Origin of the sequence: Sinorhizobium mexicanum (assembly GCF_013488225.1) — a bacterium.
GTDB lineage: Bacteria > Pseudomonadota > Alphaproteobacteria > Rhizobiales > Rhizobiaceae > Sinorhizobium > Sinorhizobium mexicanum.
In genome coordinates this window covers 50142-67074 of record NZ_CP041241.1, presented here as the reverse complement: position 1 = coordinate 67074, position 16933 = coordinate 50142, and the positions used below count along the sequence as shown (strand labels likewise).

Here is a 16933-nt window from a genome sequence, read left to right as displayed (position 1 = left end):
TCTTTGTGAAGACATTTGGAGGCCCTTATGGATAGTTCGAGCGCGACATCGCCCCGCCTGACGGCACTTGCCCATGGCGGCGGCTGCGGCTGCAAGCTGGCGCCGTCGGTCCTGCAGCAATTGCTTGCCGATCAGCCTGCGGGCAGCCCGTTCTCCCGGCTCATCGTCGGCACCGAAACGGGGGACGATGCCGCCGTCTGGCAGCTCGACGATGAGACCTGCGTGATCGCCACCACCGATTTTTTCATGCCGATGGTCGACGACCCCTTCCATTTCGGCCGGATCGCCGCGACCAACGCCATTTCCGACGTCTATGCCATGGGCGGAAAGCCGATCATGGCGCTCGCCATCCTCGGCATGCCGATCGACAAGATTCCGGCCGAAATGGTGCGGGAAATCCTTAAGGGCGGCAGCGCCATCTGCGCCGAGGCCGGCATTCCGGTCGCAGGCGGCCACTCGATCGATTCCCCGGAGCCGATCTATGGCCTGGCGGTGATCGGCACGGGCTCGACCGCCAATATTCGCCGCAACAGCGGCGCGCGCGCCGGCGACGTGCTGATCCTGACGAAGGCGCTGGGTGTCGGCATCTATTCCGCGGCCTTCAAGAAGGGCGCGCTGCCGGTAGACGCCTATGCCGAACTCATCCAATCGACGACGCTGCTGAACCGTGTCGGCGCCGAACTCGCCAAACATCCCCACGTCCATGCCGTCACCGACGTCACCGGTTTCGGTATTCTCGGCCACGCACTCGAGATGGCGCGAGGGTCGAACAGGCGGATTGCGATCGATGCGGACGCCATCGCGCTCTTCGCCCGGTGCAGAGAACTTGCAGAGCAGGGCTTCGTGACCGGCGCATCACACCGGAACTGGGCAAGCTACGGCACGGCCGTGGTGCTGCCGGACGATCTCCCGGCATGGCGGCGCCACATCCTGACGGACCCTCAAACCTCCGGCGGTCTTCTCGTGTCATGCCGCGCGGCTCAGGCGGACGCGCTGCTCGAAGAGATCGTCGCCGCAGGTTATCCCGCAGCGCGCATCATCGGCGCAGTCGAGGACGGCGAGCCAGGCTTGCGCGTCATCGCCTGACCGCCTGATCAGACCGGGTTCAAACGAAGCCATGCGGCACGCTACCAGGTGCCGGTGGCGAGCGCGAAGGGTGACCATTCGGCAAGATCGTAGCGGATCGGCAGCGCCTCCGGCCGCCAGACGATGCGGCGCGGACGGAACCGCCAGTAGCGCTCTGCCCCTTCGAGGCCCTTGCCAGCGGGGTGATCGAGCATGAGTTCGGCCGCGCCGCTCATCTGCAGCAGGCCGCCCGTCGAGAAGTCCGGAAAAACGAGTCCGGCGCGCGGATTGAGCGCGATATTGCCGAGCGTGTTGAAGAAGCGGTTGCCGACGAAGTCCGGGATCGTCAGCCAGCCGTCTTCGCCGACATCAACGAATCCCGCGCGCCCGCCGCGATGGGAAACGTCCACCTGCCGTCCGGCGGGAAGGTCCGCATAGGTGGCAACGAAGAACGTGTCCGCTTGCCGGATCAGGGCGCGGGCGGGTGCGTCGAGCTCTGAGCTCCAAGTGGGGGGCACGGCCGGCGGCTCCGACGGATCGCGGACGAATTGCACCTCGCGGAGCTGGATGTATTTCGGGCAGTTGCCGAAGCTCTGGCCGACGCTCAGATCGAACCCGCGCGGGTGTCGGCTGAGGGTGCCGTTCAACCGGTTGCGGCGCCGCGTGGCGAGATCTATGCCGAGGAGGGCGAGCGAGGCGCCATCCTCCATGCCCGCCTCGGCCGGATCCACCGGCTCTCTGGCGAGCTCGACGGTGAGCCGGTGAGCGTCCGGTGCATGGAGGAAGCCGGGGCGCCCCGCCCGGAGCGTGGCCCACACGTCGCCGTCCCCGTCGACCGCGCCCAGCACCACCATCGGCAGGAGAGGATAGAATTCCCGGTGCTGGTCGATCAGATGGTCGCGCAGAACCCGACGGCCGATCTCGTCCATGCGCGCTTCCACACCGAACCGCGTCTGCAGCGCAAGCTCGCCCGCATGCCAGGGCGAAGGATCGAGGAGCGTATGGTCCATGAATTGTGTCTCCCTAGATCACGATGATTTTGGGTCGAATCGACCCAAAATCATAAGCGTGATCGATTCTAATAAGTTAGAGCGGGATGCGGGCGGAAAACCGCGCACAGTTTTCCTCATCCCGCTCTAGGCTGCCAGACCGACAGCCGTTTTCTGGAAATCGACAAAGCCCGGCAAAGCTTCGATGCGGCTGAGCCAGGCGCGGATGTTGGGATAGGGCAAAAGATCGACGTCACCTTCCGGCGCGCTTGCCACATAGCTGTAAAGCGCGACATCGGCGATGGTCGGCCGCTCCGCGGCAATCCAGCTCCGGCCCGCAAGCGTCGCCTCGATCAGCGTCAGGATCGCATGGGCACGGGGAATGACCTCTTCCGCCCGATAGGGCGCCTTGAACACGTTGATGAGGCGCGCCTGCGCCGGGCCATGCGCGATCTGGCCGGCGGCGACCGAAAGCCAGCGCTGAACGGCGGCCGCGCCCTCGGGGTCTTCGGGCAGCCAGTCCGTGCGTCCCGCCTTCTTCGCGAGATAGACGAGGATGGCGTTGGAATCGGAGATGATCGTACCGCCGTCATCAAGCACCGGAACCTGGCCAAAGGGGTTGAGCGCAAGGAACTGCGGCTCCTTGTGCTCCTTCTTGGCGAGATCGACGAGCACAAGCTGGTGCTCGATGCCGATCAGCGAGAGAAAGAGCCGGGCGCGATGCGCATGGCCGGACAGCGGGTGATAATAGAGCTTCATGTCTGCCTCCCGAAGAATAGAACAGCACCAAGATGATTGTTAAACGTGACGTTGATAAGCACCTCGAAAAACACTAGACCATTTCACTAAGCGCAATAATTGGGCAAAGCGGGAAGGCGATGGATCGCTGGCAGGCAATGCGGATCTTCGTGCAGGTGGTCGAATGCGGCGGGTTTGCCCCTGCCGCCAAGATACTGCACATGAGCCCGCCATCGGTGACGCGGGCGATTGCCAGGCTGGAGGAGATCATCGGCACGCGGCTGCTCGTCCGCACGACCCGTTCGCTGAAGCTGACTGCGGCGGGCGAAGGCTACGCGGCCGATTGCCGGCGCATTCTGGCGGAGATTGCCGAGGCGGAGGCCAATGCGGCGGGGAGCTTCACGCACCCGGCTGGGCTGCTCACGGTGACGGCGCCGGCGCTTTTCGGGCGCATCCACGTGCTCCCTGTCGTTCTCGATTTTCTCGATCGCTACCCCGCCATGCAGGTGAAGACCGTCTTCCTCGACCGGGTGACCAACCTGGTCGAGGAAGGACTGGATGTCGCCGTGCGCATCGCAGCGCTTCCCGCCTCTGGCCTCATTGCTCGCCGCGTCGGTTCGGTCAGGCAGGTCCTCTGCGGCTCGCCGGATTATTTCGCTCGCTTCGGCGAGCCGAAGGAACCGCAGGATCTTGCGCATCACCGCATTATCGGCCGGGAGGGCCTTTTCGGCCATTCGGAATGGCTCTTCGGCCGTGACGGCAGCATTCGCGTTCCGATCACCGCCCGCCTCATCGTCGACACCAACGACGCGGCCATCGCTGCCGCGGTCGCCGGTTGGGGACTGTCGCGCTTTCAGTCGTACCAGGTGGCGCCGGAGATAGAGGCAGGCCGGCTCAAGGTGGTGCTTGCCGACTACGAGCGCGCACCGGTGCCGATTCACATCGTGCACGCGGAGGGGCGCATGGTTTCCGCCCGGGTGCGGGCGTTCGTGGATTTCGCAGGCGATCGCCTGCGGCGCCGTGCCGGAGTGAATGCCGAGGCTTGAAGAGCCGTGCCTCTGGCCAGCGATCCTCAGGCCTTTTCATATCCGCCGCCGGTCGGCGTCACGACGGTGAAGGCCTCGCCGGCTTCCAGAACCGTGTGGGCACAGCCCGGCAGTTCCTCGATACGGCCATCATTGCGCCGAACGCTGTTGCGACCGAGCTCGCCCGGCTCTCCGCCCTTCGACCCGAAGGGCGCGACACGGCGGTGACCGGAGAGGATGGCGAAGTCCAGCCGTTCGCGAGCGCGGATTGTACGCTTTGTGCCGTTGCCGGCCGTCCATTTTCCGCGGCCGCCGGAATCCTTACGAATGTGGAAATCCTCCAGCACCACCGGAAACCGCGTTTCGAGAATTTCGGGATCGGTAAGCCGCGAATTGGTCATGTGGGTGTGAACGGCATCGGCACCGTTATACCCGGGACCCGCCGGGGCGCCCGAGCAGATCGTTTCATAATACTGGTAGTTCGCGTTGCCGAAGGTGAGATTGTTCATCGTTCCTTGCGCAGCCGCCTGCGCCTCGACGGCACCGAACAGGCAATTGGTGACGGCCTGGCTGACCTCGACATTGCCGGCGACGACCGCCGCCGGATAGCGCGGCGTCAGCATCGTGCCTTCCGGGATGACGATGCGGATCGGCCGCAGGCAGCCGGCATTCATCGGAATATCGGCCTCGACCAACACCCGGAAGACATAGAGCACCGCGGCGCGCGTCACCGGCGCCGGCGCGTTGAAATTGTCGGCGCGCTGCTCCGACGTGCCGGTGAAATCCACCGTCGCCTCCCGGTTTTCGCGATCGACGGAGATCTTCACGACGATCCGGCAGCCCTGGTCCATTTCGTAGGAGAATTTGCCGTCGCGCAACTGGTCGAGCACGCGGCGCACGCTTTCGGCGGCATTGTCCTGAACGTGCCCCATATAGGCCTCGACCACGTCCTCGCCGAACTGGCCGATCATTTTCTTCAGTTCCGCGACACCCTTCTCGTTGGCCGCGACCTGCGCCTTCAGGTCGTTGACGTTCTGGAGGATGTTGCGCACCGGATAGCGCGCCCCGTTCAAGAGCTTCTCCAGCTCCTCCTCGCAGAAGCGGCCGCGGTCGATGAGCTTGAAGTTGTCGATATAGACGCCTTCCTCCTCGATATTGGTCGCAAGCGGCGACATCGATCCCGGCGAGATGCCGCCGATATCCGCGTGATGGCCGCGGCTTGCGACCCAGAAGCGGATTTCGCGACCGGCATCGTCGAAGACCGGCGTGCAGACCGTCAGGTCCGGCAGATGGGTGCCGCCGTTATAGGGCGCGTTGATCAGGAACACGTCGCCCGGATGGATGACGGGGTTTTCGCGGATCGCGGTCGCGACGGAGGCATCCATCGATCCGAGATGCACCGGCATGTGCGGTGCGTTGGCGACAAGATTGCCGTTGTTGTCGAAAACCGCGCAGGAAAAGTCGAGCCGCTCCTTGATGTTGACCGAATAGGCGGTGTTCTGCAGCGTGACACCCATCTGTTCGGCGATCGACATGAAGAGGTTGTTGAAGATCTCCAGCATCACCGGATCGGCCTTGGTGCCGATGGCGGTGCGTTCCGGCAGCGGCGTGATGCGCGTCAGCACGATATGGTCCTTCGCGGTCAGCTCCGCCTGCCAGCCGTCTTCCACGACAATGGTCTGGTTGGGTTCGATGACGATCGCCGGGCCTGCAAGCTTTTGCCCCGGATTGATCTCGGAGCGCAGCACCACCGGCGCATCATGGAATTGGCCCAGCGAATAGAAGCGGGTTCGCCGGCTGACATCGGGCGCACCGGAGTCGATGGCGAGGCCCTCGACCTCCATCTCAGCCGCACCGCCACCGACGGTCTCGACCTCGACCGCGTCGATCACCAGCGCCTTGTTCTCGGCGACGAAGCCGAAGCGTCGCTTGTGCATGAGTTCGAATTCTCCGCGCAATCGCGCGGCATCGTCCTGTTCCGGAAAACGCGCCTCGACGGCGAGCGCCGTGTCCGTGCCCGCATAGCGGACATGCGCGCGCAGATAGGTGCGGACGAGATGCGGTGGGATGCCCTGCGCCTCGAGCTCCGCAAGGCACTCGCTCCTAAGCTCATTGCCGAGCCCCGCCAGCGCCGGCGGCGCGTCCGCGTCGAGCCCGACGCCGAGCGCCTTTTGACGCGTGGCGCGGATGTCCGCGAGCCCCATGCCATAGGCCGAAAGCAGGCCGGACATCGGATGGACGAGAATATTCTTCATTCCGAGCGCATCCGCCACCAGGCAGGCGTGCTGGCCGCCGGCGCCGCCGAAGCAGCTCAGCGCATAGCGCGTCACGTCGTAGCCGCGCTGGACGGAAATCTTCTTGATCGCCTCGACCATGTTGGCAACCGCAATGCGGATGAAGCCGTCGGCGACCTCTTCCGCGCTCCGCCCGTCGCCGATCTCCTGCGCCAGCGCCGCAAAGCGCGCCCGCACGGTCTCGACGTCCAGCCGCTCGTTCTGCTCCGGTCCGAACAGCGCCGGAAAGAATTCCGGCATCAGCTTGCCGAGCATGACATTGGCGTCGGTGACGGCAAGCGGTCCGCCGTTGCGGTAGCAGGCCGGGCCCGGATTGGCGCCGGCCGAGTCCGGGCCGACGCGAAAGCGCTCACCATCGAAATGGAGGATCGAGCCGCCGCCGGCGGCGACCGTATGGATCAGCATCATCGGCGCGCGCACGCGCACGCCGGCAACCTCGGTCTCGAAGGCGCGCTCGTATTCGCCGTCGAAATGGGCGACGTCAGTCGAGGTTCCGCCCATGTCGAAACCGATGATGCGATCGAATCCCGCCGCCTCTCCGGTCTTCGCGAGGCCAACGACGCCGCCGGCCGGTCCGGAAAGGATCGCATCCTTGCCCTGGAACATGTCCGCCGCCGTCAGGCCGCCCGACGACATCATGAACATGATGCGCGCCCCGGAGCGACCGACGTCGAGTTCATTGGAGACTTGCGCCACGTAGCGGCCGAGCACCGGCGAAAGATAGGCGTCGATGACGGTGGTGTCGCCGCGGCCGACATATTTGACGAGCGGCGAGACCTCATGGCTGACAGAGACCTGCTCGAAACCGAGCGCGCGCGCGAGCCGTGCGACCAGCGCCTCGTGATCAGGATATTTGTAGGCGTGCATGAAGACGATCGCGACCGCCCGGTAGCCTTTCGCCTTCAAGTCTTCGAGCGCGCGCTGCGCTTCAACTTCGTTCAGCGGCCGCTCGATCGAGCCGTCCGCCAGCACGCGCTCATCGAGTTCGACGATGTCCTGGTAGAGCGCCTCCGGCTTGATGATTTCGGTCGCAAAAATCTTCTTGCGCTCCTGGTAGCCGATCCTGAGCGCATCGCGGAAACCGCGCGTGGTGACCAGCGCCAGCCGCTCGCCCTTGCGCTCGAGAAGCGCGTTGGTGGCGACGGTCGTTCCCATCCGCACCTCGCCGACCAAGCCGGCCGGGACGGCTTCGCCCACCGAAAGCCTGAGAAGCTGCCGGATGCCGTGCACCGCCGCATCGCGGTAGGCCTCGGGATTTTCGGAGAGAACCTTCAGCGCGTGAAGCGCGCCCTCGGGGTCGCGGCCGATGACGTCGGTGAAGGTGCCGCCGCGATCCACCCAGAAGTCCCAGGTCCCGGTTCCGCTCATCGTCATCCCCTTCACTTGCCTTATCCGCTTTCAGGTCGTTTCACTGAAAGCGGATAAGCTGCGTGAGATCAATCCGCAATCGTCGCAGGACGGGCGTCGCACCCGTCATTCGGCGGCGACGAAACGGTAAGCGCCGTTCTTGCGTTCGGCATAGCCGAGGCCGGGATAGGCCCAGTGATAGCCGAGAAGCCTGGCCTTGTCGGTCGCGGCGCGATCGATCAGTGCCTTGCGGTTCGCGAGCGCGACTTCGGGTTCGGTGTCGAAGCCGAAGTGCCATTCGGGATGCTCGAAGAAGACGATGTTGCTGGTTGCCGCGTCGCCGTCAGTTGGCAGACATCCCCGAACATGCTCGCGACAAGCCGCACACACGGCTCGTGAAGAACGGCTCTCGACCCGTTACTGTCGTCGGGGAAGTGCCCATTCAAAGGCCGCTTCGAGCCATTGCGGACAGATAGGCAGAGGGGTTGTTCCTATTCTGTTTCAATCCGCTATTCTCACTCGCGAAACCATGCGTCGGGGGAAGCGATGCTAGATCAAAACGCCAAGTTCGAGCGCCTGAAGGCACTTCATTACGGAGACAAGGCATTCGTCATCCCCAATCCGTGGGACGCCGGTTCTGCGCGCCTGCTAGCAAGTCTCGGCTTCGAGGCTCTTGCGACCACAAGCGCGGGCTATGCGTTCTCAAAAGGCAAGCTGGACTCCTTTGCCAGCCTCGGCAGGGGCGAGATTCTTGAGAACGCCGCCGAGATCGTCGGCGCGACCGATCTGCCTGTCTCGGCGGACCTTGAAGACGGCTTCGGCGCTGCGCCAGAGACTTGCGCCGAAACCATTCGTTTGGCCTGCGGAGTCGGGCTGGTCGGTGGATCAATCGAGGATGCGACAGGCAATCCCGATGCTCCGATCTACGAGCTTTCCCACGCGGTCGAACGCCTTCGGGCTGCGGCAGAAGCGGCCCGTGGTCTGCCCTTCCTGCTGACGGCACGAGCCGAGAACTACCTTTGGGAAAGGCCCGACCTGGAAGATACGATCAGGCGGCTTCAAGCCTTCTCGGCAGCGGGGGCTGATGTTCTTTACGCCCCGGGTCTGCCTGACATTGAGGCCATCCGGACCGTCTGCGCGGCCGTGGACAAACCCGTCAACGTGGTCATGGGGCTAAAAGGACGAAGCTACTCTGTTGCGGAGCTGTCGGATGCCGGGGTGCGCCGGGTCAGCGTCGGTGGTTCCTTCGCACGGGCCGCGCTCGGCGCGTTGATGCGCTCGGCCGAGGAGGTGAAATCGACCGGTACGTTCACCTATGCCGCCGATGCACTCCCTGCCGCGATCATCGGCCAGCTCATGTCGCAAGAGAAGCGCGACGACAGGCGATGACTGCATTGTCTCACATAGCCGCTCTCAGCACCTTCGCAACGGACTTCCGAATCCCACCCGACTGAGACGATCGGAAGCCGGCAACATACCGTCGGGTCCGGATGTCGATTGCCATCCCTCACCTTGATGAGAGTCGAACTGTCGACCCCGCAAATCCGAAAGGGCATACACGCAGAACATTAGGGACCTGCGCTATCTTGCCTATTTCCGTTGTCCGTAGATCGCGTCACGGACTTGCCACGGAAACGCTCCAGACATCCCTTCGAATGCGGTGTTGGTTAGTTGTACTGCAGTAAGGCGGTTCTTTTGGTCCACGAACCAGTAATGCCCGTAGGCGCCGCCCCACTGGATCGTTCCTTCGGCCTGGGGCGTCGCCGCCTGGGAGGCGTCGGACAGCACCGACCAGCCAAATCCAAAGCCCCAGCCCGGACCTTGAGTCGCCGCCTGAGGACCGACATGGTCGAACATCATCAAGTCCACTGTCGGTGCCTTGAGGATGGAGCCGCCCCGATTCTGATGGCTTCTACGAAACTCATGACATCGAAAGCCGTGCCGACCATTCCCGCCCCACCGGACTGGTAAGACGCCGCGTCCAGAATGCGGCTCGGCGCAAAAGTGCAGCGCGCATCGTAGAGAGGAACTTGGATTCCATCTGTCATGCGAACTGGCTCGGGCACGCCATCTGCATATGAGGTCTTCTCGGACGAGGCGGATCAAATGACGCCCGAAGCCTCAGGCGAAAGGGCGGGCCGTACGCTACGCTGGGTACTGGAAGCCGCTGGGGCCCACTTGGCTCCTGAGGCATTGCGCACCTGAGGGTCCGGAAAAATTGCCTCTCCTTGAAGGGAAGCGAACGGAAAGCCCTTTGATCGCAAGAGGAACGATGACGCCACAAGATCAGCGGGCGATGTCACGTTGTTTGATCACCGGCCGTACACTTGATTGTCGGTAAACTCAGGCAGCTGCACCGGTCACGGCTTTCCACTGGGCCATGGCGCGGATCCGATGAATATGGGCTAGGGCTGAGTGTCTCTTGTGTGGCGCGACGAAGAGATTTCGAACTGCTGAAAAGACCGACATGAAACGTTGCAAGCCTCCTACGGATCGAAAGCCCTGCATCATCTGCTCTCGTTTTCGAAGCGGCACGTGAGAATTCTCTGCGCGATTGTTAAGGCCCTTGTGCGATCGATGTTCGACGCCGGGCATCACATCCCGACCTGCAGCTCCGTATGAGCGTAGTTTGTCGCTTCGGCGACAGACCTTGCTTCTTCAGCAGCCTCACCAGCAATCGTTTGGCAGCCTTGGTATCGCGACGGGACTGGACGATCTCGTCGAGAACGTAGCCATCCTGGTCGACGGCACGCCACAGCCAATGTTTTCGGCCGCCTATGGAAATCACGACCTCGTCCAGATGCCAAATAGCTTTCCGCGACGGCTTCTTTCTACGCAACTGCTTGGCGTAGGCTGTCCCGAATTTGCGGCCCCGTCGCCGGATCGTTTCGTAAGAGACGACAATGCCGCGCACCAGCAGCATTTCCTCGACTAGCCGCAGGCTCAACGGGAACCGGAAATATACAGCCAGACCGCACGGGCGATGATCTGCGGCGGAAAGCGCTGATTCTTGTAGCTGATGGTCGATGAGGTCATCTCAACCGAATTATCCGCCACCCGTTAAGTTGCCGACAACGTGACATCGCCCTTCCGTTGCATGCGCGTCCCTCTGTCACGCATGCAGATGATCGGCGGGTGTGCAAATGGTCGTTTCGCGCACGGATCAAGGCCGACACTGTAGCGGCATTTTAGAGATGCGACACAACGCAGCTACCGCCGCCCGCCGAGGTCTTCATGGCGCATTCTGTTCAGTCGCCCGCAGCTTTCACAAATGCGTCGAATATTCGAGCGCCGGGGTGGCTTTCGGCATCGAGCAGTTCTGGATGCCACTGTAAGCCCATGGCAAAAGATCGCGAACTCAGCTCTATCGCTTCGACTACTCCGTCTGGCCCGCGGGCCGTAACAACCACGTCACTGGACATTTCGACGATTGCCTCCCGATGAAGGCTGTTCACCTTGAATGTCTCGGCACTGAAGATACCAGCCATTCTGGTGCCGCCTGCGACCTGCACATCATGGAGCATTTGGTTTCCATCATGGTTAAGCGCCCCCGGCCAAGACGAATATACATCCGAAACCATCCGGCAGCCGTTCAGACAGCCAAGCATTTGCATGCCATTGCAGATTCCGAGTACAGGCTTGTCACGAGCAAGAAAGCCTTCCATCAACGCCAATTCAACAGGAAGACGCTCTGATGGCGGAAACCTGGACTGGTCACCATCAACGTACCACTCCTTGGGAAAGTTTATCCGCCCGCCGACGCTCAAGAAACCATCAAACTCGTCCACTGCTGGACCGACAAGTTCAGGCACATACGGGATTCCAAAGGGGAACGCGCCGGCACGAGCGATCGCGGAAAAATATTTCTTCGAAATGTCGTACCGCTCTCCACCCGAACTGGTGTTTTCATCCATGATCACGGCAATTCTCGGCTTGCGTTCCATTGTGTTTCCCACCTGTTTACAAAAATTGATCGCCTCAGCTTGCAGTCGAGGAAGACCGGCCATCCATAGCCGAGAAAAATCGGACATTCAGCACTTATGCTCTCAGGGAGCAAAAGCGTTTCTTTGAAGCCAATTCACACCGGAGACGCGGTTGCGGCTTCGTCGGCCGCGCCACACCAGCCTAAGCGGAAGCAACCCGGACCTTGTGGTTCCTGCCGATCCCAATCAGTTCGGAGGTGCCCGGGGCGGAGAATACATCCGGGGCGGCGTCACCGTCCGAGACGAAACGACGGCCCACAAGCAGCGGCAGGTCAGAGAATCGATCCTGCTTTGCGGTCGGATTGAGCGCCGCATCCGGATCCGGGATGGCGGCGATCAGCCGACGCGTATAGGGATGGGCGGGTGCTTCAAAGATCTCGCGCCAACCGCCCTCTTCCACCACCTCGCCGAAATACATGACCAGCACCCGGTCACTCATGTGCTCTACCACGCTGAGGTCGTGACTGATCATGAGGTAGGAAAGGCCGAGCTTTTCCTGAAGGTCCAGCAGCAGGTTGATGATCTGCGCCCGGATCGAGACGTCAAGGGCGGAAACCGGCTCATCCAACACGACGATCTCCGGCTCGAGGATGAGCGCGCGGGCGATGCCTATGCGCTGGCGCTGGCCGCCGGAAAATTCGTGCGGATAACGGGCCGCCTGATCCGGGGTCAGGCCGACATTCTTCAGCATGGCTTCGACGCGGCCCTCGATCTCCGAAGCCGCAGTGATGCCGTGCAGGCGCAGGGGCGCGGCAAGCGAAGTACGGACAGACTGGCGGGGATTAAGCGAAGCGTAGGGATCTTGGAAAACCATCTGCACCGCTTTGGCGCGCTGCATGCGGCCGGGTGCCCCGGCGCCTGCGAGTGGTTGGCCGCGATAGCGGATCATGCCTTTCGTCATCTTCTGAAGGCCGAGGATGGACAGCGCCGTCGTCGTCTTGCCACAGCCGGACTCGCCGACGATCGACAGGCATTCCCCTTTGGCGAGATCAAAGCTGATACCGTTGACGGCATGGAGCGTGCGCCGCCCGATGCCAAGCAGGCCGCCGCCGGAAATGGGGAAATGGACATGAAGGTCGTCCACCTGCAACAAGGGGGCGGTCATGGCTGGCTCCCTTCCAGGCCGCGCGGCGCGATGAAGCGGGTCGCCGTCAACCTCGAGCGGTCGGGGATGACGCTGTCGATATCGACCAGCCGTTGGCGACCGTGGTCGCTGCGACTGCCGAGGCGCGGCAGAGCACCAAGCAGGCCACGAGTGTATTCGTGGCGGGGATTTTCGAAGAGCGCGCGCGTCTCGTTCTCCTCAACGAGGCAGCCCGAATACATGACGCCAACCCGCTGGCATATGCTGGCGATGACGCCGAGATCGTGGCTGATGAAAAGCACTGCTGTGCCGCGCGCGGCACAGAGTTCCTTAATGAGGCGCAGCACCTCGGCCTGCACCGTGACATCGAGCGCCGTGGTCGGCTCATCGGCGATCAGAAGATCCGGGTTGCAGGCGAGCGCCATGGCGATCATCACGCGCTGGCGCAGGCCCCCCGACATCTGGTGCGGATAGTTTTTTGCGCGACGGTCGGGATTGGGCACGCGGACATTCCCCAAAGCTTCGACGGCAAGCTTTTCCGCTTCGCTCCAACTCTTGCCCCGATGCAGCACGAACATTTCGGCAATCTGCCGGCCGACTGTAGAGAGCGGGTTCAGCGCCGTCATCGGCTCCTGAAAGATCATGGCGATACGGTTGCCGCGCAGGCGTCGCATCTCGCGCTTTGGCACGGCAAGTAGGTTCTGTCCCTTGAACAGGATTTCGCCACCGGAGACGACGAGGGGCTTCTTCAAAAGTCCCATGACCGCAAGCGACGTCATCGACTTGCCGGACCCGGACTCGCCGACGAGGCCATAGGCTTCGCCGGGCATGATCTGGAACGAGACGCCCTTGAGGATTGGGCGATGGGCGGGGCGGCCGGGTGCGATACCGAGCCGAAGATCCTTTATGTCGAGAAGCGGCCCGGTCATGGCTTGCGCGTCCTCATATGCGGGTCGAGGCTGTCACGCAGACCGTCGCCGAGAAGGTTGAATCCAAGCACCGACAGGAAGATGGCAAGGCCGGGGAAGATCGCCGCCCAGGGCGCGAGCTGGATGAGCTGGCGCGCATCCGTCAGCATTGAGCCCCAGCTCGGGAAGGGCGGCTGTATACCGAGGCCGAGAAAGGAGAGTGCTGCTTCGGAAAGAACTGCGGACCCCATGCCGAGCGTCGCCATGACGAGGATCGGCCCCATCATGTTAGGCAGGATCTGCGTGAACATGATGCGCACGTCCCCATAGCCGAGTGTCTGCGCTGCCTGCACGTAACCCTGCGACTTCAAGGAGAGCGTGGAGGACCTGGCGATGCGGCAAGTCCAGCTCCAGTTGGTGAGGCCAAGCGCGATGAGCAGCGATGGAAGGCCGGGGCCGAGCACGGCCATGACGGCGAGAGCGAAGATCAGCGAGGGAATAGCAAGCATAACGTTCGTCAGGCCGTTGACGAGATCGTCCCACCAGCCACCCCAATAGCCGGCTGTCATGCCGAATGTGATGCCGATCATCGAATTGATCACCTGCGAGACGATACCGACCGTCAACGAGATCTGCGCGCCATAGAGGATACGGGTATAGACGTCACGCCCCTGCCCGTCCGTGCCAAACCAGAAAATGGCGTCGGGCGGCAGTTCGGAATTCATTAGATCCGCGTCGAGCACCGGGTCGAAAGGCGCGATCCACGGGGCGAGAATACCGGCGAGGATCACCAGCCCCGTCAGCCCGCCGCCGAGCCAGAAGTTGAAACCGAGGCGCATTCCCGTCACTCCTGCTTGATGCGTGGATCGATCGCGGCATAGACCAGATCGACGGCCGTATTGATGACGAGGAACCACAGCACGATGACGAGGATCGTGCCCTGCACTACCGGAATGTCGCGGATGGCAACACTGTCGACCAACAGCGAGCCGATGCCCGGCCATGCAAAGAGCTTTTCGATGACGACGGCCTGGCCGATCAGCGAGCCGAATTGCAGGCCAACCGTGGTGACGATCAACACAAGGGCGTTGCGCGCCACATGCCAGCGCACGACCTTCGCCTCGCTCATGCCCTTGGAATGTGCGGTGCGGATGAAATCCGCGTTCAGTACGTCGAGCACGCCCGCCCGCGTGGTGCGCGCAAGGAGTGCGAGCGGCGTGACGCCCAACGTGACGGCCGGGAGGATGAGGTTTCGGAACGAACCATCGCCATATCCGAAACTCGGCAGCCAGTTCAGTTGCAGGGCGAAAAGATACATCATCAGCAGGCCCAGCCAGAACTGCGGCATGGAGAGGCCGGAGACGGCTCCGATCATCGTCACCGTATCGAGCACCGAGCCGGGCCGAAGGGCCGCAAGGAAGCCGAGCGGCACGCCCACGACCAGGGCGAAGACCATGGCAGCAACCGCGAGTTGCAGCGAGGCGCCCATACGGTCGTTGATGAGATCAGCAACCGGCTGGCGGGTCCGAAAGCTGGTGCCGAGCTCGAATTGCGCGAGGTCCGCGACATAGGTCACGAAGCGCTCCCCCAGCGGCTTGTTCAGCCCAAATTCCTCATTGAGGCGGGCGATCATCTGCGGGTCGGCGGCGCGCTTACCGTCGGCAAAGAGGCTCGCCGCGAATGTGCCAGGCACCACGGAGAAGATGACGAAGATCAGCAACGCCACCACGATCACTGTCGGGATGGCCTGCAGGGTGCGACGCAGGGTAAAACGAAGCATGAGCGGTTCCATTTTGGCCGCCCGGATCGGCGCGGCGATTGATGTAGGGGCGGTGAAAACCGCCCCCGAACCTCTCAGGGGTTATTTCCGTGCTTCCGGAGCCGTTTCGTCGATCCAGATCTCGTCATAGGGCTGGATCGCCAGTTCCGTCGCGTTCGGTACGAGGCCATGGACCCACGGCTGATAGGCCATGACCGCCTTGTTATAGTTGAAGAACCAGACCGGCGCGTCATCCTGAACAATATTGTTGGCCTGGCGCAGAAGGTCGGTCTGCTTGGCCGGGTCGCGTTCCTGCTGGGCGGCTTCATAAAGCTCGTCGAAAGCGGGGCTCGCATAGCTCGTATAGTTGCAGGCGGACTGAGGCGTCTTGGAATAATAGCAGCGCAGCGCATTCAGCGGATCGGGACCCGAAAGGTTCGACCAGATGAAGGCCTGAAAGTTGTTCGACGTCACGGCATCGCCGAGCGCCGAGCTCTCAACGGGCTTCGGCTTCACGGTGATGCCGACCTTCTTCAGCATCGGCAAAATGGCTTCCACGATCGGCACGCCCCAGCTTTCGTTCGGGCTCGCGGTTACCTCGAATTCAAAGCCGTCGGCATAGCCTGCGTCGGCAAGGAGTGCTTTTGCCTTTTCCGGGTCGAAGGAATAGGGCGCCTTCTCCTTGTCGAAGGCGGGCGAGGAGATCGGCAGCCAGCCGAAGGCGGGGTAAGCCTTGTTCTTGACGAGGCGCTCGATGATCAGCGGGGCATTGATGGCGTGGTTGATCGCCTGGCGTACCCGCTTGTCCTTGAAAGGTTCAAAGGCCGGGTTGAAGCCGATATTGCGGGTATAGACCTCGGCGACTTCAAGCAGGTGATCCTTCAGGTTGTCCTCGCCTTGATAGGCCTGGTATTGAGTGGGGCCGAGGATCGAAACGTCGATTTCCTTGTTGCGGAACGCGACATCCCGGGCGGCGTCTTCGGCCATCAGCACGATGTTGATGCGGTCGAGATAGGGTTTTCCTTCCTCATAATACTTGTCGAACTTCTCGACGACCACCTGCGAGCCCGGCACATGCTCCTTGAAGACGAAGGCGCCGAGGCCGATCGGGTTCTTGGCGAAGCTCGATTCATCTTCAACATTCGACGGGTAGATGACCGTTGTGCTCTGCATCAGCGGAAAGCCCGGATTGATCGGGCCGGTATAGGTGATCTCCAGCGTGTGGTCGTCGATCTTCTTGAGACCGGAAATCTCCTCAGCCTTGCCAGCGATGAAGTCTTCCGCACCCTTGATGACAGCGATGTAACTGGCACCCGGGAAGGCGTTCTTTGGATTTGCGATGCGCTTGTAGCTGTAGATGAGGTCGTCGGTCGTCAGAGGTTTACCGTTGTGGAAGACGGCGTTTTCGCGCAGGTGATAGGTGTGAACGGTGCCGTCTTCGGAGACATCTTCCGAGCTTGCCAGTTCCAGCACTGGCTTGTTCTGGTTGGAATCCCAGCTATAGAGCGCGCGATGGATGGCCTGGGTGATGAATTCTTCCTGCGTGTTCGGGCTCGCCTGCACGTCGAGCGTGGCGAAACTCGAGCCATAGGGCGCGGTGAAAACGAGCGTTCCACCGGAACGTTCGCCTGCAGCGAGCGCCCCGGAAGCCACCCCGAGGCTGAGCATTGTGGCCAGTGTCAGTCTTATCAGCATTTCGTCCTCCCTCTCGTGCCAATTTTCGGCTTTATCGGATTTCTGT

Annotated in this window: 13 protein-coding genes and 2 pseudogenes; 3 read left to right on the top strand and 12 right to left on the bottom strand. The window is 62.3% G+C overall.

Going from position 1 to position 16933, the window contains the following annotated elements; all coding sequences use genetic code 11:
• Positions 1-27 precede the first annotated feature (27 nt).
• Entirely contained in the window at positions 28-1086 is a 1059-nt protein-coding gene (selD, locus tag FKV68_RS24490; protein WP_180943125.1) for a selenide, water dikinase SelD, read from the top strand.
• Between the two features lie 41 nt (positions 1087-1127).
• On the opposite strand, the gene FKV68_RS24485 is transcribed toward selD, so the two are convergent.
• Together FKV68_RS24485 and FKV68_RS24480 are read right to left on the bottom strand one after the other, a co-directional pair.
• Positions 1128-2075: a pyridoxamine 5'-phosphate oxidase family protein gene (locus FKV68_RS24485; protein ID WP_180943124.1), complete on the bottom strand. Its 948-nt coding sequence runs from the start codon at positions 2073-2075 to the stop codon at positions 1128-1130.
• A 126-nt stretch (positions 2076-2201) separates the two neighbouring features.
• Positions 2202-2813: a glutathione S-transferase family protein gene (locus FKV68_RS24480; protein ID WP_180943123.1), complete on the bottom strand. Its 612-nt coding sequence runs from the start codon at positions 2811-2813 to the stop codon at positions 2202-2204.
• A 119-nt stretch (positions 2814-2932) separates the two neighbouring features.
• Here FKV68_RS24480 and FKV68_RS24475 point away from each other — a divergent pair, with 119 nt between their 5' ends.
• The gene (locus FKV68_RS24475; protein ID WP_180943122.1) at positions 2933-3838 is read left to right on the top strand and encodes a LysR family transcriptional regulator; all 906 of its coding nucleotides are present in this window, start codon (positions 2933-2935) and stop codon (positions 3836-3838) included.
• A gap of 26 nt (positions 3839-3864) precedes the next feature.
• Here FKV68_RS24475 and FKV68_RS24470 read toward each other — a convergent pair whose 3' ends face one another.
• Positions 3865-7479 (bottom strand): hydantoinase B/oxoprolinase family protein, encoded by a 3615-nt coding sequence (locus tag FKV68_RS24470; RefSeq protein WP_180943121.1) that lies wholly within the window; start codon positions 7477-7479, stop codon positions 3865-3867.
• A gap of 105 nt (positions 7480-7584) precedes the next feature.
• A pseudogene (locus tag FKV68_RS24465) lies at positions 7585-7818 on the bottom strand (MBL fold metallo-hydrolase); the annotation flags it as partial.
• 186 nt (positions 7819-8004) lie between these two features.
• Here FKV68_RS24465 and FKV68_RS24460 point away from each other — a divergent pair.
• On the top strand, positions 8005-8847 hold the full coding sequence (locus tag FKV68_RS24460) for an isocitrate lyase/PEP mutase family protein (RefSeq protein ID WP_180943120.1): 843 nt from the start codon (positions 8005-8007) through the stop codon (positions 8845-8847).
• Positions 8848-9048: 201 nt separating this feature from the next.
• Here FKV68_RS24460 and FKV68_RS33360 read toward each other — a convergent pair whose 3' ends face one another.
• The 8 genes and pseudogenes from FKV68_RS33360 to FKV68_RS24420 form a co-directional block, all read right to left on the bottom strand.
• A complete protein-coding gene (locus tag FKV68_RS33360; protein WP_245181364.1) occupies positions 9049-9315 on the bottom strand; it encodes a beta-lactamase family protein in 267 nt (88 codons plus the stop codon).
• Positions 9316-9801: 486 nt separating this feature from the next.
• Positions 9802-10541 (bottom strand): annotated as a pseudogene (locus FKV68_RS24450) (IS6 family transposase).
• 165 nt (positions 10542-10706) lie between these two features.
• Entirely contained in the window at positions 10707-11402 is a 696-nt protein-coding gene (locus tag FKV68_RS24445; RefSeq protein WP_180943119.1) for a gamma-glutamyl-gamma-aminobutyrate hydrolase family protein, read from the bottom strand.
• A 181-nt stretch (positions 11403-11583) separates the two neighbouring features.
• A complete protein-coding gene (locus tag FKV68_RS24440) occupies positions 11584-12546 on the bottom strand; it encodes an ATP-binding cassette domain-containing protein (protein ID WP_180943118.1) in 963 nt (320 codons plus the stop codon).
• Positions 12543-13454, bottom strand: a complete 912-nt coding sequence (locus FKV68_RS24435; RefSeq protein WP_180943117.1) for an ABC transporter ATP-binding protein — start codon at positions 13452-13454, stop codon at positions 12543-12545. Before FKV68_RS24435 ends, FKV68_RS24440 begins: the two co-directional genes overlap by 4 nt.
• Complete coding sequence (locus FKV68_RS24430) at positions 13451-14272, bottom strand: ABC transporter permease (RefSeq protein ID WP_180943116.1); 822 nt, start codon at positions 14270-14272, stop codon at positions 13451-13453. Before FKV68_RS24430 ends, FKV68_RS24435 begins: the two co-directional genes overlap by 4 nt.
• A 5-nt stretch (positions 14273-14277) precedes the next feature.
• Positions 14278-15213, bottom strand: a complete 936-nt coding sequence (locus tag FKV68_RS24425) for an ABC transporter permease (RefSeq protein WP_180943115.1) — start codon at positions 15211-15213, stop codon at positions 14278-14280.
• A gap of 81 nt (positions 15214-15294) precedes the next feature.
• Complete coding sequence (locus FKV68_RS24420) at positions 15295-16887, bottom strand: ABC transporter substrate-binding protein (protein ID WP_180943114.1); 1593 nt, start codon at positions 16885-16887, stop codon at positions 15295-15297.
• Between the last annotated feature and the right edge of the window lie 46 nt (positions 16888-16933).

What these genes read in the sequence shown, in the direction of transcription:
- selD (WP_180943125.1), top strand. Translation starts at nt 28, where the DNA reads ATGGATAGTTCGAGCGCGACATCGCCCCGCCTGACGGCACTTGCCCAT.
- FKV68_RS24485 (WP_180943124.1), bottom strand. Translation starts at nt 2,075, where the DNA reads ATGGACCATACGCTCCTCGATCCTTCGCCCTGGCATGCGGGCGAGCTT.
- FKV68_RS24480 (WP_180943123.1), bottom strand. Translation starts at nt 2,813, where the DNA reads ATGAAGCTCTATTATCACCCGCTGTCCGGCCATGCGCATCGCGCCCGG.
- FKV68_RS24475 (WP_180943122.1), top strand. Translation starts at nt 2,933, where the DNA reads ATGGATCGCTGGCAGGCAATGCGGATCTTCGTGCAGGTGGTCGAATGC.
- FKV68_RS24470 (WP_180943121.1), bottom strand. Translation starts at nt 7,479, where the DNA reads ATGAGCGGAACCGGGACCTGGGACTTCTGGGTGGATCGCGGCGGCACC.
- FKV68_RS24460 (WP_180943120.1), top strand. Translation starts at nt 8,005, where the DNA reads ATGCTAGATCAAAACGCCAAGTTCGAGCGCCTGAAGGCACTTCATTAC.
- FKV68_RS33360 (WP_245181364.1), bottom strand. Translation starts at nt 9,315, where the DNA reads ATGTTCGACCATGTCGGTCCTCAGGCGGCGACTCAAGGTCCGGGCTGG.
- FKV68_RS24445 (WP_180943119.1), bottom strand. Translation starts at nt 11,402, where the DNA reads ATGGAACGCAAGCCGAGAATTGCCGTGATCATGGATGAAAACACCAGT.
- FKV68_RS24440 (WP_180943118.1), bottom strand. Translation starts at nt 12,546, where the DNA reads ATGACCGCCCCCTTGTTGCAGGTGGACGACCTTCATGTCCATTTCCCC.
- FKV68_RS24435 (WP_180943117.1), bottom strand. Translation starts at nt 13,454, where the DNA reads ATGACCGGGCCGCTTCTCGACATAAAGGATCTTCGGCTCGGTATCGCA.
- FKV68_RS24430 (WP_180943116.1), bottom strand. Translation starts at nt 14,272, where the DNA reads ATGCGCCTCGGTTTCAACTTCTGGCTCGGCGGCGGGCTGACGGGGCTG.
- FKV68_RS24425 (WP_180943115.1), bottom strand. Translation starts at nt 15,213, where the DNA reads ATGCTTCGTTTTACCCTGCGTCGCACCCTGCAGGCCATCCCGACAGTG.
- FKV68_RS24420 (WP_180943114.1), bottom strand. Translation starts at nt 16,887, where the DNA reads ATGCTGATAAGACTGACACTGGCCACAATGCTCAGCCTCGGGGTGGCT.